At 70.0% G+C, this 14,654-nt stretch carries 14 protein-coding genes; 3 read left to right on the forward strand and 11 right to left on the reverse strand.

What is annotated here, in order from left to right; genetic code table 11:
- Window positions 1–11 precede the first annotated feature (11 nt).
- Complete coding sequence (locus ABT061_RS06040; protein WP_350913189.1) at window positions 12–200, forward strand: hypothetical protein; 189 nt, start codon at window positions 12–14, stop codon at window positions 198–200.
- 278 nt (window positions 201–478) lie between these two features.
- Here the strand turns inward: ABT061_RS06040 and ABT061_RS06045 are convergent, their stop codons facing one another.
- From ABT061_RS06045 to aceB, 6 genes are all read right to left on the reverse strand, one after another.
- Window positions 479–1,249: an IclR family transcriptional regulator gene (locus ABT061_RS06045; RefSeq protein WP_350913191.1), complete on the reverse strand. Its 771-nt coding sequence runs from the start codon at window positions 1,247–1,249 to the stop codon at window positions 479–481.
- A 61-nt stretch (window positions 1,250–1,310) separates the two neighbouring features.
- Window positions 1,311–2,558 carry a (Fe-S)-binding protein gene (locus tag ABT061_RS06050; protein ID WP_350913193.1) on the reverse strand — a complete coding sequence of 416 codons (1,248 nt, stop codon included), beginning with the start codon at window positions 2,556–2,558 and terminating at the stop codon, window positions 1,311–1,313.
- 1 nt (window position 2,559) lies between these two features.
- Entirely contained in the window at window positions 2,560–3,801 is a 1,242-nt protein-coding gene (locus ABT061_RS06055) for an FAD-binding oxidoreductase (protein ID WP_350913195.1), read from the reverse strand.
- Window positions 3,801–5,258 (reverse strand): FAD-binding oxidoreductase, encoded by a 1,458-nt coding sequence (locus ABT061_RS06060; RefSeq protein ID WP_350913197.1) that lies wholly within the window; start codon window positions 5,256–5,258, stop codon window positions 3,801–3,803. The genes ABT061_RS06055 and ABT061_RS06060 overlap by 1 nt, the downstream gene beginning before the upstream one ends.
- 94 nt (window positions 5,259–5,352) lie before the next feature.
- Window positions 5,353–5,967, reverse strand: coding sequence for a DUF1016 N-terminal domain-containing protein (locus ABT061_RS06065; protein ID WP_350913199.1), 615 nt, complete (start codon window positions 5,965–5,967; stop codon window positions 5,353–5,355).
- A 109-nt stretch (window positions 5,968–6,076) separates the two neighbouring features.
- Window positions 6,077–7,663, reverse strand: coding sequence for a malate synthase A (gene aceB / locus ABT061_RS06070; protein ID WP_350913201.1), 1,587 nt, complete (start codon window positions 7,661–7,663; stop codon window positions 6,077–6,079).
- A gap of 232 nt (window positions 7,664–7,895) precedes the next feature.
- Between aceB and ABT061_RS06075 the strand changes: the two genes are divergently transcribed.
- Together ABT061_RS06075 and hflX are read left to right on the forward strand one after the other, a co-directional pair.
- Window positions 7,896–8,585: a DUF4097 family beta strand repeat-containing protein gene (locus ABT061_RS06075; RefSeq protein ID WP_350913203.1), complete on the forward strand. Its 690-nt coding sequence runs from the start codon at window positions 7,896–7,898 to the stop codon at window positions 8,583–8,585.
- 188 nt (window positions 8,586–8,773) lie between these two features.
- Complete coding sequence (gene hflX / locus ABT061_RS06080; protein ID WP_350913205.1) at window positions 8,774–10,183, forward strand: GTPase HflX; 1,410 nt, start codon at window positions 8,774–8,776, stop codon at window positions 10,181–10,183.
- A 60-nt stretch (window positions 10,184–10,243) separates the two neighbouring features.
- Here hflX and ABT061_RS06085 read toward each other — a convergent pair whose 3' ends face one another.
- From ABT061_RS06085 to ABT061_RS06105, 5 genes are read right to left on the reverse strand one after another with little or no spacing between them, the layout of a single operon-like run.
- Window positions 10,244–11,821, reverse strand: a complete 1,578-nt coding sequence (locus tag ABT061_RS06085; protein ID WP_350913207.1) for a SpoIIE family protein phosphatase — start codon at window positions 11,819–11,821, stop codon at window positions 10,244–10,246.
- Window positions 11,814–12,023 (reverse strand): ATP-binding protein, encoded by a 210-nt coding sequence (locus ABT061_RS06090; protein WP_350913209.1) that lies wholly within the window; start codon window positions 12,021–12,023, stop codon window positions 11,814–11,816. Before ABT061_RS06090 ends, ABT061_RS06085 begins: the two co-directional genes overlap by 8 nt.
- Window positions 12,020–13,030, reverse strand: coding sequence for an ATP-binding protein (locus tag ABT061_RS06095; protein WP_350913211.1), 1,011 nt, complete (start codon window positions 13,028–13,030; stop codon window positions 12,020–12,022). The genes ABT061_RS06090 and ABT061_RS06095 overlap by 4 nt, the downstream gene beginning before the upstream one ends.
- The gene (locus ABT061_RS06100; protein ID WP_350913213.1) at window positions 13,027–13,419 is read right to left on the reverse strand and encodes an anti-sigma regulatory factor; all 393 of its coding nucleotides are present in this window, start codon (window positions 13,417–13,419) and stop codon (window positions 13,027–13,029) included. The genes ABT061_RS06095 and ABT061_RS06100 overlap by 4 nt, the downstream gene beginning before the upstream one ends.
- The gene (locus ABT061_RS06105) at window positions 13,416–14,249 is read right to left on the reverse strand and encodes an STAS domain-containing protein (protein WP_350913215.1); all 834 of its coding nucleotides are present in this window, start codon (window positions 14,247–14,249) and stop codon (window positions 13,416–13,418) included. Before ABT061_RS06105 ends, ABT061_RS06100 begins: the two co-directional genes overlap by 4 nt.
- Window positions 14,250–14,654: the final 405 nt, after the last annotated feature.

Below are 14,654 nucleotides of genomic sequence, written 5' to 3' on the forward strand. Positions count from 1 at the left end.
TCAACATCTACATGCGGGTGCCGCTGGACCGGGCCATGGACGCCGCCTCGCAGGAGTTCGAGTGGCGGGGGCTGTTCAACGACCCGAAGGTGAAGCAGGCGCGGGTCGGCCGGCTCGCCAGGGAGTTCATCAAGGGGGCGGCAGGGGGCTACTACTTCTGCAACCAGAACTACGCGGGCAGTGCGGTGACATCTCCCTGACCATCCAGAAGCCCGAGCCGCCGGAGGCCCTGGTCAACGCCCCGGCCTCGGAGCAGGCGGCCAAGGCGGAGAACGTCGCGCAGACTCGGCGCAAGGTCCGCACCGAGATCGAATCGATCAAGGACCTTGTCGAAGTCCTCGGCCCGCAGGGCGCCATGCTCTGGCAGGCCATCCAGAAGGGGCAGGTCAGCGTGGTCCCGGTGCCGCAGGGCGGCAACCTCAACATCACCCCTCCCGGCCGCCGACCCCGGTGGCCGGAACCGTCACGGGTGACCGGTTCACGCCGTGCCGTCCGCCTTGGTGGAAGTGGCCGGACCCAGCTCGGCGCCGAAGTCGCGCGCGATCCTGCGCATCCCCTCGGTGAGGTCCCGCCGGTCGAGCGCGGAGATCCGCTCGGCGGGCCCGGAGATCGACAGCGCGGCGACGGTCCGCGCCCCGTCGTGTACGCCCACCGCCAGGCAGTGCACGCCGATCTCCTCCTCGCCCAGGTCCATCGCGTACCCGTGCTCGCGCACCCGCTCGAGCTCGGTGAGCATCCCCTGCAGGTCGGTGATCGTGTTGGCGGTCCGCCGGGGCATGCCGGTGCGCCTGACCAGCGACGCCACCTCGGTGTCCGGACGGTCGGCCATCAGCACCTTTCCCACCGCCGTGCTGTGCGGCAGCACCCGCTTGCCGACCTCGGCGAACATCCGCAGCCGCCGCGGCGAGAGCACCTGGGCGACGTAGACCACGAAGTCCCCCTCCAGCACCGCCAGATTGGCCGTCTCGCCCCACAGCTCGACCATCTTCGTCAGGTGGGGCTGCGCCCATACGCCGACCATGCGCTCGGCCACCCCGCCGAGCCGTACCAGCGCGCCGCCCAGGGCGTAGCGGCGGTCGGACTCCTGGCGCACGTAGCCCCGTGCGAGCAGCGTGCGCAGCAGCCGGTGGATCGTCCCGTAGGGCAGGCCGGTCCTGGCCGCGATCTCGGAGAGCCCCGCCTCCCCGCCCTGCTCGGCCAGTGCCTCCAGCACGTCCAGTGCCCGGTCGACCGACTGCACGGCGCTCATCTGACCTCCTCGCCGGGCGACCCCGGATCCTTAGGTGCCCCATGGCCGCCGGACGGCTCGTTCACGGCACCTCCGTGAGCCCGCGCAGCGAGGCGTCGAGGACCTGGGCGGTGTGTGCCACGGGGATGGGCGCGTCCCCCCGGCGGCGGATCGCCGAGGCGATCTGCATGGTGCAGCCGGGATTGGCCGAGACCAGCAGGTCGGCGCCGGTGGCCAGCACCCGCTCCGCCTTGCGGTCACCGAGATCCCTGGCGGCCTGGGGCTGGAACAGGTTATAGGTTCCCGCGGAGCCGCAGCAGATCGCCGACTCGGCGATCTCCCTCACTACCAGGCCGGGCACGCCTTCCAGGAGCCTGCGGGGCTCGGACCTTATCCCCTGCGCGTGGGCCAGGTGGCAGGCATCGTGGTAGGCCACGGTGAGCGGCAGCGGGTGCCGTTCGGCCACCGGCCCGAGCGCGACGAGATACTCGGCCAGATCGACGACTCTGATCGCCCGTGCTCTGTCGGCCCACTCGCCTTCCTCGGATTCGAGGATCTCCGCGTAGTCCTTCATCGTCGATCCGCAGCCGGCGGCGTTGACCACGATCGTGTCGACGCCCGCCCGCTCGAAGACGGAGATCGTCCGCTTCGCGAATCGCAGGGCCTGCCTCTCCTGGCCCGAGTGCAGTGACAACGCCCCGCAGCAGCCCTGCGACGGCGGGATCACCACGTCGCAGCCCTCCATCGCGAGCACCCGGGCCGTGGCCGCGTTCACCTGCGGGAAGAACTCGCCCTGCACGCAACCGGTGAGCATCCCGACCGTCGCCCTGCGCGGACCCCGCGCCGGGAGCACGCGCGGCAACTCCTCCCTGGCGGCGGCCGGGGGAGCGAGGTCGGCCATCGCGGCCAGGGACGGATTGATCCGCTCCAGCCTCGGGGCGATCGCGCGGCGCAGTCCGGCACTGAGCCGCAGCGGCAGCCGCATCGCCCGCAGTCGCCGGGGATAGGGGAACAACTGGAAGACCAGTGCCCGCAGCGCCCGGTCGTCCGGCCTGCGCACGTGCACCCGCTCCACCTCGGCGCGGGTCTGCTCGATCAGCCGGTCGTACCTCACCCCGGACGGGCAGGCGGACACGCACGCCATGCACCCCAAGCACGCGTCGAAGTGCCCGGCCATCTCCGGTGTCAGCGGTGTGCCCTCGACGTGCTGCTTCATCAGGTGGATCCGGCCGCGCGGGGAGTCCATCTCCTCGCCCCACAGGACGTACGTCGGGCATGAGGGCAGGCAGAAACCGCAGTGCACACAGTCATTGATCAGCTTCGGGTCCATGTCAGATCCCTCCCGCGAACCGGCCGGGGGACATCCTCCGGTCGGGGTCGAACCGTTCCTTGATCCGCCGCATCAGCGGCAGCGCGCCCGACGGGCCCCAGCGATCCACCCCGCGGGCGGTCTCGGGAGGCGCGGTGAGCACGGTCAGCCCGCCGCCGAGCTCGCGGAGGTCGTCGCGCAGGCCCGTCACGAACCCGGCGAAGGCCGCCTCGTCGACGTCCGCGGGCAGGGCGACCCGCAGGACCGCCGAGGCCACCGAACCGCGCACCCGCGCGGGCAGCCCGCGCGCGGCGACCGCCCGCAGCGCCAGGTGCGCGGCGGCGGGCGGGACCCGCAACTCCAGCAACAGGTCCGCACCGGGCGGTACCGCCCACCAGGCGGGCGCCTCCATGGTGATCAGCGCGTTCCCGTACCCGTCCATGAGCCGGCGCACGGCCTCCGCCCGGGCGCCGGCCGCCACCCCCTCGACGAGCGCGGACACGGTGGGCGCGCCCAGCGGGTGGTCCGGCCAGTCCAGCTCGATCGCGCTCGGCTCGGCCAGGGCGGCCGCGAGCTCAGTGACCAGCGCGGCCGTTCCGTGGCCGGCTCCGGCCCGGGAAGCCGGCTCCACGGTGATCCAGCGGCGGTCGGCCGGGATCGGGTGGAGACGGAAGGTGGCCTCCGTGATAATGCCGAGCGTGCCGTACGAGCCGGTGAAGAGCTTGCCCAGGTCGTAGCCCGCGACGTTCTTGACGACGTTGCCGCCCGAGGAGGCGGTCGTGCCGTCGGCCAGCACGACCGTGATGCCGATCAGTAGATCGCGGGCGGTGCCGTAGCGGAACCTGCGGGGACCGGCGACCGCGGTGGCGAGCGTGCCGCCGACCGTGCCGGCGCGCGGGGCGCCGTCCAGGGCCAGTTCCTGCCCGAACCGCGAGAGCGTGGAGTCGAGGACGTCGAGGGGAAGCCCGGCGCTGACCCGCGCCACGAGGTCGCCGGCGGAGTGCTCGACCGTCGATCCGTTGCCGAGGAGCAGGCGGCGGGTGTCGATCAGCAGGTCACACCGCTCGGGGGGATTCCCCCAGCCGAGCTTCGTGCCGCCTCCTGTCGGGACCACGGCCAGGTCGTGCGCGGCCGAGACACGCATCAGCGCGGCGACCTCATCGGTGCTCTCGGGCAGGGCCACCCAGCGGGGGAGGACTCCACCCACCGTCTCGCCGGGGGTCGCCGGGCGGACCGTCACACCCGTCTCGTGCAGTGCCTCCATCAGAAGTGCTCCGCCTGTCCGGACTCGACCAGCGGGTGCACGCCCTTGCGGACCCCGGGGACCTCGCCGCACAGCCGCGGGGTCGGGAAGATCTTGCCCGGGTTCGACAGGCCGCGGGGGTCGAAGGCGCAGCGCACCAGCTGCATGGTGTCGAGGTCGTCGTCGGAGAACATTTTTGGCATATATCGGGATTTGTCCACTCCGACGCCGTGCTCACCGGTGATGGAACCGCCGTGCTCGATGCACAGGTCAAGGATCCTTCCCGAGACGATCTCCGCCCGCTCGCCCGCGCCCGGCTCCGCGTCGTCGAACAGCACCAGTGGGTGCAGGTTGCCGTCACCGGCGTGGAAGACGTTCGCGACCCTGATCCCGTACTCGCGGGAGAGCCCGTCGATCCTCGCCAGCACCTCGGGCAGCGCGGTCCGCGGTACGACGCCGTCCTGGACGATGTAGGCGGGGCTGATCCGGCCCACCGCCGCGAACGCCGACTTGCGGCCCCGCCAGATGGCCGCCCGCTCCACCGGGTCGTCGGCGACCCGTATCTCGAACGCGCCGTTCTCCCGGCAGATCCGCGTCACCTCGCCGAACTGGTGCGCGACCTCCTCGGCCGGACCGTCCAGCTCCACGATGAGCACCGCGCCGGCCCCTTCGGGGTAGGCGCACGCCACGGCCGCCTCGGCCGCCTCGACGGCCAGGGCGTCCATCATCTCGATCGCGGCCGGTACGATGCCGCCGCCGATGATCGCCGAGACTGCCCGCCCGCCCCGCTCGATGTCCTCGAACGCCGCCAGCAGCGTCGTCACGGCCTCCGGAAGCCGGCTCAGCCGTACGACGACCTTGGTCGCGATGCCGAGCGTGCCCTCCGAGCCGACGAACGTGCCCAGCAGGTCGTAGCCGGAGTCGACGTCGGCGAGTTCGACGATGTCACCGTCGGGGGTGACGATCTCCAGGCCGACCACGTGGTTGACCGTGAAGCCGTACTTCAGGCAGTGCGCGCCGCCCGAGTTCTCCGCCACGTTGCCGCCGATCGTGCAGACCTGCTGGCTGGAGGGGTCGGGCGCGTAGTAGTAGCCCAGGTCGCGGACGGCCTCGGTGATCGCCAGATTGGTGACTCCCGGCTCCACGGTCGCCCGCCGGTTCGGCACGTCGACGGAGAGGATCCGCCGCATCTTCGAGGTCACCACCAGCACCCCGTCGGTCCTCGGCAGAGCCCCGCCGGACAGACCCGTCCCGGCGCCCCTGGCCACGAACGGCAGGCCGTACTCGTTGCAGATCCTCACCACGGCCGCGATCTGCTCGGCGCTCTCCGGAAGCACCACGACGCCGGGAGTGGCCCGGTGGTGGGTCAGCCCGTCACATTCGTAGGTGCGCAGCCGCACGGGGTCGGTGATCACCGACCCGGGGCCGAGGAGCTCCTCGAACCTGCGGGCCGACTCGTCCAGCGTCTTCGTCGACATCGTTCCTCCTGCGATGTGACCGAGGGTCCGGCGACGACGGGAATGCCGTCGCCGTCGCCCACCGGCCTGCATCGGCCGATTAACGACATAACCCTCATCTCGCATTCTCGCTCAGTGCGGGGGCACCGGCGTTCCTGCCGTGCCTGGGGCCCTCGTCCAGCAGGCCGGCGAACTCCCGCTGGGCGGACCGGCAGTCGGGGACCGGCGAGATACGGGCGGGGCCTGGCGGGGAGTGACGGATACGGAGGTGGAGCCGACCTTTGATCATCGTGATCAGGACGCCCCTGGCCCACCCCTCGTCCGCGGTCTTGCGCGCGTAGAACTCCCTCGTCGTCCGGCTGTCCAGCATGTCCAGCAGGACGATGTGGTGGCCCCACGGGATCGGCCGCCCGGTCTGCGGGACGGAGTCCGGCCAGGCCGCCGCGAATGCCCTCATGTAGAGGAGGTTGGTCCGCGAGTAGCCCATGGCCTCGGGGAACGCGCCGCGCAGGTCGATCGAGAGCCGGGGCACCGCCTTCCTGCCCCAGTCATCGTCCGTCTGCCGTTCGAGGATGTGGCGGCCGATCCGCCAGTACTGCCGGATCAGCTCGGCATCGGTGGTGAGCAGGGCCACCCGCCCCCGGCTGCCGGTGATCTCGCGCTTGACGGCGTCGAGCAGCGACCCGTAGTCGCCCCGACCGGCTTCCTCGCCGTTCCTGTCATCACTCATGCACGCAAAGTATCCACTCGGCCCGGCCTCCGCATCCGCCGCCGGTGACCGCCTGGAGTGAGGAATCCTCGTCAGGGGATGAGGATTCCTCACCGTCGGGCCGGTCATGTCATGGCATACGCGCATAGGCAGGGAGAGTAAGGAACTCCGCGAAGTCGTCGTCCAGGGCGACCTCCTTGAACAGCGCGGTCGCCTGGTCGTAAAGGGCCTCGTCGTATCCGGGCTCTTCCTTGATCTTGGCGAGCTCCTCGTCGATGATCTGCTCGACCAGTTCCCTGGTCACCACGGCGCCGGTGTCGGCGAGCTTGATGTCGTTGTGGATCCACTGCCAGATCTGGGAGCGGGAGATCTCGGCGGTCGCCGCGTCCTCCATCAGGTTGTGGATCGCGACCGCGCCCAGCCCGCCCATCCAGGCGGCCAGGTAGCGCAGTGCCACGTCCACGTTGTTGCGCAGCCCCGCCTCGGTGATGTCGCCGGGAGTCTGGGCGACCGCGAGCAGGTCGGCGGCGGAGACGGAGACATCCTCGCGCAGGCGGTCGAGCTGGTTCGGCCGTGACCCGAGGACGGCGTCGAAGACGTCGCGGCAGATCGGCACCAGGTCGGGGTGGGCGACCCACGAACCGTCGAAGCCGTCGCCGGACTCGCGGGTCTTGTCGGCGGTGACCTTCTCCAGAGCGATCTTGTTGACCTCGGGGTCGCGGCGGGAGGGGATGAACGCGGCCATCCCGCCGATGGCGTGGGCCCCGCGCCGGTGGCAGGTGCTGACCAGGAGTTCGGTGTAGGCGCGCATGAACGGGGCGGTCATCGTCACCGCGTTCCGCTCGGGCAGCAGGAACTCGCGGCCGCGGGTGCGGAACTTCTTGATCACGCTGAAGAGGTAGTCCCAGCGGCCCGCGTTGAGGCCGGCGGAGTGGTCGCGGAGCTCATAGAGGATCTCCTCCATCTCGAACGCGGCCGGGTAGGTCTCGATGAGCACCGTCGCCCGGATCGTGCCCTGGGTGATGTCGAGCAGTTCCTGGGCCCTGACGAAGACGTCGTTCCAGAGGCGGGCCTCCAGGTGTGACTCCATCTTCGGCAGGTAGAAGTAGGGGCCCTTGCCCTTGGCGATCTGCCGCTGCGCCGAGTGGAAGAAGTAGAGCCCGAAGTCGACGAGGGAGGCGGAGAACGGCACCCCGTCGAGGGTGAGGTGCTTCTCGTCCAGGTGCCATCCACGAGGGCGGACCACGATGGTGGCCAGCTCGGAGTCGGGCTTGAGGGCGTAGCTCTTCTCCCCGGCGGAGAAGTCGATGGTCCGGTCGAGCGCGTCGCGGAGGTTGAGCTGGCCGTTGACGGTGTTTTCCCAGGTGGGAGCGTTGGCGTCTTCGAAGTCGGCCAGCCAGACCTTGGCGCCGGAGTTCAGCGCGTTGATCGTCATCTTCCGGTCGACCGGGCCGGTGATCTCCACGCGGCGGTCCTCCAGGCCGGGCGCGGGCGGGGCGACGTGCCACTCGGACTCGCGCACGTGCCTGGTCTCGGGCAGGAAGTCGAGGGTGCCGCCCGCCGACAGCTCCGCCTGACGGTCCTGGCGGGCCTGGAGCAGCTCCAGACGCCGGTCGTTGAACTCGCGCTGGAGGGTGGCCACGAAGGCCAGTGCCTCCGACGTGAGGATCTCGTCAAAGCGGTCCTGACCGGGGCCACTGATCTCAACACCGTCCATGAGCCCTCTTTCCGTATCATGGAAAACCACTTCTGAATTGTGGAATAGACGCTACTTGACGGCCGGTTCTCGGTCAAAGGCAGGGTCCTCCTCAGGGGTCGCTCGGGGAATTCCCCGATGATCCGGGGGATGTACTGGGAGACAGTTGGATCAGCGCCTCCCGGTAGAGGGAGAGGACGGACAAGTCGCGAATGGGAAGCGGAGACTTCCCGGGAAGTCGAGGATTGAGCGCATGAAGAGGAACACGCTCGTCGCCGGTGGGCTGTTGGGGGCGGTTTTCATGCTCTCGGGGTGCGAGTTCGCCCTGGACTTCCGTGACCGGCAGCAGGACGTCGTCTCCTACGACGTCACCGGCAGGGTGACGGCCCTGGACGTCGCCACGGGCTCGGGCGACATCGTGGTCACCGAGTCGGACCGGCAGGCCGTCCACGTGACCGAGACCATCCACTGGCGCGGCGGCGACAAGCCCACCACCGAGCATCCGGTGGACGGCGGCACGCTCACCCTGCGGCACCGCTGCGACGGGATGAGCTGCTCGGTCGACTACAAGGTCGAGATCCCGCCAGGTCTGACGGCCAAGCTCGACACCGGTTCCGGGACCATCACGCTGCGTGGGCTGACCGGGGGAGTGAGCGCCGAGAGCGGCTCCGGCGACATCGAGGCGGGAAACCTGGGTTCCAAGCAGTTCACCGCCGACACCGGCTCCGGCGAGGTCGAGGCGAGGTTCGCGGTCATGCCCGACAGGGTGGAGATCAAGACCGGTTCCGGCGACGTGGCCGCGTACCTTCCCAAGGGCGGCTACGACGTGACCACCGAGACCGGCTCCGGCGACGAGACCGTGGAGGTCGTCAGGGACCCCTCGGCGCCGCACAAGATCACGCTGAAGACCGGCTCCGGCGACGCCCGGGTCCTGCTCTCCTGAACCCGACACCGACACCGCGCCGGTCGGGGGGGCGGAGCGGTGATAACCAGGTGATGACGGAGCGGTTCCCATGGCACCATCGAGGGGAAGAGACCCGGGGTGTTCGGGCGTTCACTCATATGAGAAGAACGCATACGGACCCACCATCTGAATGGAGCGACGACATAGACACTCGTGAGCCGCTGGACATGGACATCGATCGATTCGACGACCTGCTCGACACCGGTGAGATGGATCTGGCCGAGCGCCAGGCGCTCCGCCGGGTGGCGGGCCTTTCCACGGAGCTGGAAGACGTCACCGAGGTCGAATACCGCCAGCTGCGACTTGAGCGGGTCGTCCTGGTCGGCGTCTGGACCTCCGGTACGGCGACCGACGCCGAGAACTCCCTCCTGGAGCTCAAACTCCTCGCCGAGACCGCGGGTTCACAGGTGCTGGAGGGGCTGATCCAGCGCCGCCAGAAGCCCGACACGGCGACCTACATCGGTTCGGGCAAGGCGCAGGAGCTCGCCGACATCGTCTCCGCCACCGGTGCCGACACCGTGGTGTGCGACGGTGAGCTGAGCCCCGGCCAGCTCCGCCAGCTCGAGGAGACGGTCAAGGTCAAGGTCATCGACCGGACCATGCTGATCCTCGACATCTTCGCCCAGCACGCCAAGAGCCGCGAGGGCAAGGCCCAGGTCGAGCTCGCGCAGCTCAACTACCTTCTGCCGCGCCTGCGAGGCTGGGGTGGCAACCTGTCCCGCCAGGTCGGCGGGCGCGCCGCGGGCGGCGTCGGCATGGGCGGTCGCGGTCCCGGTGAGACCAAGATCGAGCTGGACCGCCGCCGGATCCGCGAGCGGATGGCCAAGCTACGCCGCCAGATCGGCGAGATGACCACCGCCCGCGAGACCAAGCGGGCGCGACGCCTGCAGCGCGAGGTCCCGGCCGTGGCCATCGCCGGATACACCAACGCGGGCAAGTCCTCGCTGCTGAACCGGCTGACCGGTGCCGGAGTGCTGGTCGAGGACGCCCTGTTCGCCACGCTCGACCCGACGGTCCGCAGGGCGCACACGCCCGACGGCCGCCTGTTCACGCTGGCCGACACGGTCGGGTTCGTCCGGCACCTGCCGCACCAGCTCGTCGAGGCGTTCCGCTCCACGCTTGAGGAGGTCGGCGATGCCGACCTGATCCTGCACGTGGTCGACGGCTCGCACCCCGACCCCGAGTCGCAGCTCGCCGCGGTGCGTGAGGTGTTCGCCGATATCGAGGGCGCCCGCGACATCCCGGAGATCGTGGTCATCAACAAGGCCGACGCCGCCGACCCGGTGGTGCTGGCCCAGCTGACCGCGCGGGAGAAGCACACGGTCGTGGTCTCGGCCCGCACGGGCGCCGGGATCGACGAGCTGAGGGCCGTGATCGAGCGGGAGCTGCCCCGGTTCGACCAGGAGGTCAGGCTTCTCGTGCCGTACGAGCGCGGCGACCTGATCTCCAGGGCGCACGGGGAGGGCGAGGTTCTCGGCATCGAGCACACCGAGGACGGCACGGTGCTGCACGCCAGGGTTCTGCCCGGCCTCTTCGCCGAGCTGGAGAAGACCGCCAAGCCGGTCGAGACCGTCTGATCGGCTCCTTCCGCCGTACCGCCTCCTTGGGGCGGTACGGCGGGACGGCGACGCCTTCCCTCACCTCTCGCGGCGGAACATGACCAGTGCCACGTCGTCCTCCCTGGCGCCGAACCTCCCGATCAGCCGGTCGCAGAAGACCTCCAGGTCCTCCTCCGTCTCCTCGGCCAGGTGCCGTACGATCTCCAGACTCTCGTCGAGCAGCTTGTCGCGGTCCTCGATGAGTCCGTCGGTGAACATCAGCACCGCGGCTCCCCGCGGCACGTTCACCCGGTCGACCCGGTAGCTCTCCTCGGCCACGCCCAGCAGGAGATTGCCCAGGCGGTGGTAGCGGGCCCGGCCGTCGGCGATGAACAGGGGCGGGATGTGCCCGGCATTGGCGATCTCCATCTCCCCGGTCACCGGGTCGAGCAGGAGCAGGCAGACGGTGGCGGTCATACCGGGGTGGTAGCGCCGCAGCACATCGTTGAGCAGGGCCATCGACGTGCCGAGGTCCGAAGTGCCGATGATGGAGGCACGCAGTGCGTGGCGCAGCTCCGCCATGACGGTGGCGGCCAGCAGCGAGTGTCCCTGGACGTCGCCGATGGCGATGAGCACCCGGTGACCCAGCCGTAGGACCTCGTAGAAGTCGCCGCCGACCTCGACGTTGTCGACCGCGGGCTGGTACCGCCAGCCGATCGTGAGCCCGGGGGTCTCGGGGATCCGCGCCGGCAGCAGGCTGCGCTGCAGGGTGAGGGCGATCGCGTGCTCCTCGGCGTACGCCCGGAGCGCGTCCACGGCGAGGGCGAGGGCCTGGCCGAGCTGGCGCAGCACGTTGAACTCGTCGACGTCGAGCGGCGGGACCCCGTCCACCCCGAGATAGACGGGGGGCCTGTCCAGCTTGGTGCGGCAGACCACGGCCGAGACATCGCCGCTGATCTTCGAGTCGGGCACCAGCCCCATCCACTCGGCGGCGGGGACCGTGAAAACCCGGGTGCCCGCGGAGTCGCCCAGGGACATCGCGCTCAACCTGTTCAGCGTGTCCGGCGCCGCGACCTTGGCGACGGCGACGTTCTCCGGGGGCATGGCGGAGAACCTGCGGGTCCGGCCGTCGGGAGGCAGGGCGAGCGTGCCCGCCTGCCGCTCCAGGATCCTGGAGGTCCCCTCGACGGCCGTGCCGAGGAGCTCGTCGAACGTCTCGGCGGAGTTCATCGAGAGCGTGACCTCGGTGAGGGCGGCCAGCCGCCGGGCCATCAGCTCGGCCCGTTGCCGGGCTCGGTAGTAGCGCAGCGTGGCCTCGACCGTCGCGGCGAACTCGTCAGGCTCGACCGGTTCCGCCAGGTAGGCGTCGGCTCCGCGTTCGAGCCCCTGGGCGCGGTCGGCCGGGGTGATCGCCGCTCCGGAGATCTGGATGACCGGTATCGACGACGTCGCCGGGTCGGCCTTGATCTGCTCGCAGACCTCGTAGCCGCTGATGTCGGGCAGTCGTACGTCGAGGACGACCAGGTCCGGCTGGAGCTCCCTGACCTTGGCGAGTGCCTCCATGCCGCCGGTGGCCTGCACGACCTGGTGTCCCGAGCGGCGCAGCCAGCTCGACAGGATGTACAGCTTGGTCGGGGTGTCGTCCACGACCAGTACCGTCGCTCCTTCGCTACCCATGGGCGTGCCCCAGAACGCTTCCGATCGCCTCGATCTCGGCCTCGAGGAGTTCCCTGCCGATCTCGCTCAACGCGGTGGCCACCCGGATCTGGTCCTGGGCCTCCAACCCGACGCTCTCCGCGACCTCCCGGCCGAGCCTGCGCATGGCGAAGACGTCGTGGTCGTCCCGGACGCCGACCCTGATCAGCTCGTCCCCGGTCATGCGCCCGGCCTGACGGCGACCACGCAGGCGTCGTCCCTGCGGGTACCGGCCTCGCGCAGCAACGTGCCGGCGACGACGGAGGGGAGGCGCGTGACCAGCCCGGGGTAGGAGGTGATGTCCCAGCGTTCGGACAGGCCGTCGGAGTGGAGCAGGACGACACTGTGCCGCGGCACGATGTACTCGTACTGGCGCAGGGCCCTGGCCTGGTGGCCGGCGATGCCCGGTACCGAGATCATCTCCTGACGGCCGTCGCCGTGGGCGATCCACGCGGAGATGTTGCCGAGGCCGGCGAAGCTCACCGTGCCCGCGGCGCCGTCGACGCGGGCCACGGCGACCGCGCCGCCCCTGGTGTGGCCCAGGCCGGTGTGGATGCGCTCCAGGGCGGCGACCGGTGCGAGGTCCGCGTGCCGCAGGAACAGGCGCACCGCCTCCTGGGAGGCATGGGCGGCGGCGGGGCCGTGGCCGAGCCCGTCGCAGAGCATCACGGTCATCGCGGTGCCGGTCTCGGCGACCACGAAGGCGTCGCCGCAGACGGTTTCCTCGCCGATCGGGCGTGTCAGGCCGCTCACCTGGGACGGGGGCCGCGGGGCGCCCTGCGCGACGAAGTACATGCCGAGCACGGTTCCCCGGCCGGGCATGGAATGAACCTCGTATCCGCTGGCCATCCGGGCTATGCCGCCCAGCCCGATGCCGAGCGTGCCCGCCGTGGAGTAGCCGTCGCGCAGGGCGCGGGAGACGTCCTGCATCCCCGGCCCCCGGTCGATCGCGAGGACCTCGACCGCCGAGTCCAGCTCGGGGTGCGGCCGGATCAGCATGACCCCCTCGATCGCATGCTTCACCAGGTTCGACGCGGCCTCGCTCACCGCCACGGCGACCCGCCCGATGTCCTCCTCGCCGAATCCCCGGATCTCGGCGAGCGCCACGGCGGTGCGGCGGAGCGCGCCGATCGCACTGGCGTCCTCGGCGCGCACCCAGACGTCGTGCCGCGAGCGGATCAACGTGCTCATTTCGTCACCGTGATCAGCGTGCCCTCACCGGGAGTCGACTCCAGGGCGAATTCGTCGACCAGACGGCGGGAGCCGCTGAGGCCGAGACCGAGGCCGTTGCCCGTGGTCCACCCGTCGGTCAGCGCCTGCTCGATGTCCGGGATGCCGGGCCCGTTGTCGCTGAAGGTCATCCGTAGGCCGCGCCGTACCCCCTTGTGCACGACCTTGACCCGTACCTGTCCCCCTCCCGCGTAGACCAGGGCGTTGCGGGCCAGCTCGCTGGCCGCGGTCACCACCTTGGTCTGGTCGACCAGGGACAGGCCCACGTTCACGGCGACGGTCCTGATGCGCCGGCGGACCAGCACGACGTCGCCGTTGACGTTGATGGGCAACTCCTCGGCGGTTGTCACCGGGTGGCCGCAGAGGTCTGGGAGCCTTCGATCTGGTTCAGCAGCGCGACACCCTTCTCGAGATTGAGCGCCGTGCGCACGCCACCGAGGGAGAGGCCGGGCTCGACGAGGGTGATCGCCACCGCCGGTCGCATGCCGACGACGATCGTCTCGGCGCCCATCAGCCGGGCCGCCACCACGGTCTTGAGCAGGTGCTGCGCGACCCCGGTGTCCACGGCAGGCACCCCGGTGATGTCGATGACCGCGTGCTCGGAGCCGGTGTCGACGAGCGCCTGCAGCAGCTTCTCCATGACGACCTGGGTCCTGGCCGAGTCGAGCGTGCCGACCAGCGGCACCGCGACGATGCCGTCCCAGAGCTTGACCACCGGGGTGGACAGCTCCAGCAACTGCTCCGCCTGGTCGATGATGATCTTCTCCCTGGCCGCCGCGTAGCTCTCCACGGTGAAGAGCCCGAGGTCGTCGATTACCCGGGAGAACCAGATGAAACCTCGCAGGGCCTCGGGGGAGGCGTCCTCCTCGACGGTCTCGTAGAGTGCCTCCTTCAGGCCGAACACCACGATCGCGGTCTCGGTCGGGGTGAACCCCTGGCGGGCGCGGTCACGGGAGAGTTCGGCGAGGAGGCCACGCAGGTCGCTGAGGTCGCCGGAGTCGCCGAACGACCGACGCAGTGCCCGGTAGAGCTCACGTAGCTGCCCGGCCAGTCCTCCGCGATCCACCTGGCCTCCGGTAGCGGAGCCGGCGACCTCAAGCCAGCGCTTGAGGAGGCGTTCCTCGTGCCCCTGGAGAAGTTCTTCAATGCGACGACGGCCGGCGTCCGCGTGGACGGACAAGGCAACTTCTATGCGTGTGACCTGCAGACAACTCGCACGAAAGGCTACATTGAGCGTCCTGCTTGCGGCCTTTTCTAGGGATTTGGTCGATAGGTGTCGGGGGTCGATGTCGCTGCCATCCCAGGTGCCCGCACGGCAACGCGACCGCCCGCCGATGTGGAGGGGAGTAAGGATCATGGTCCAAGCCTCCCGATTGCCAGCCTAGGTTGATCGCGAATCGCGTTTCAATGGCGGGGCTTGCGCTGAAAGGCTCTGTGGGGTGCACTGTGGTCGCGAAAACGTACAAAAGCCGCGAAAGCCGCAGTGGTCGGCCGGGGTTTAGATTGCTACCATAAGGCAAATCTAGCGAGATGTTATGACGCAAGTTGCTCTGGTGACTACTGTTACGGACGATGAAGAAGTAGT

The organism is Streptosporangium sp. NPDC002544, assembly GCF_040295965.1.
In the GTDB taxonomy this organism is placed as follows: domain Bacteria; phylum Actinomycetota; class Actinomycetes; order Streptosporangiales; family Streptosporangiaceae; genus Streptosporangium.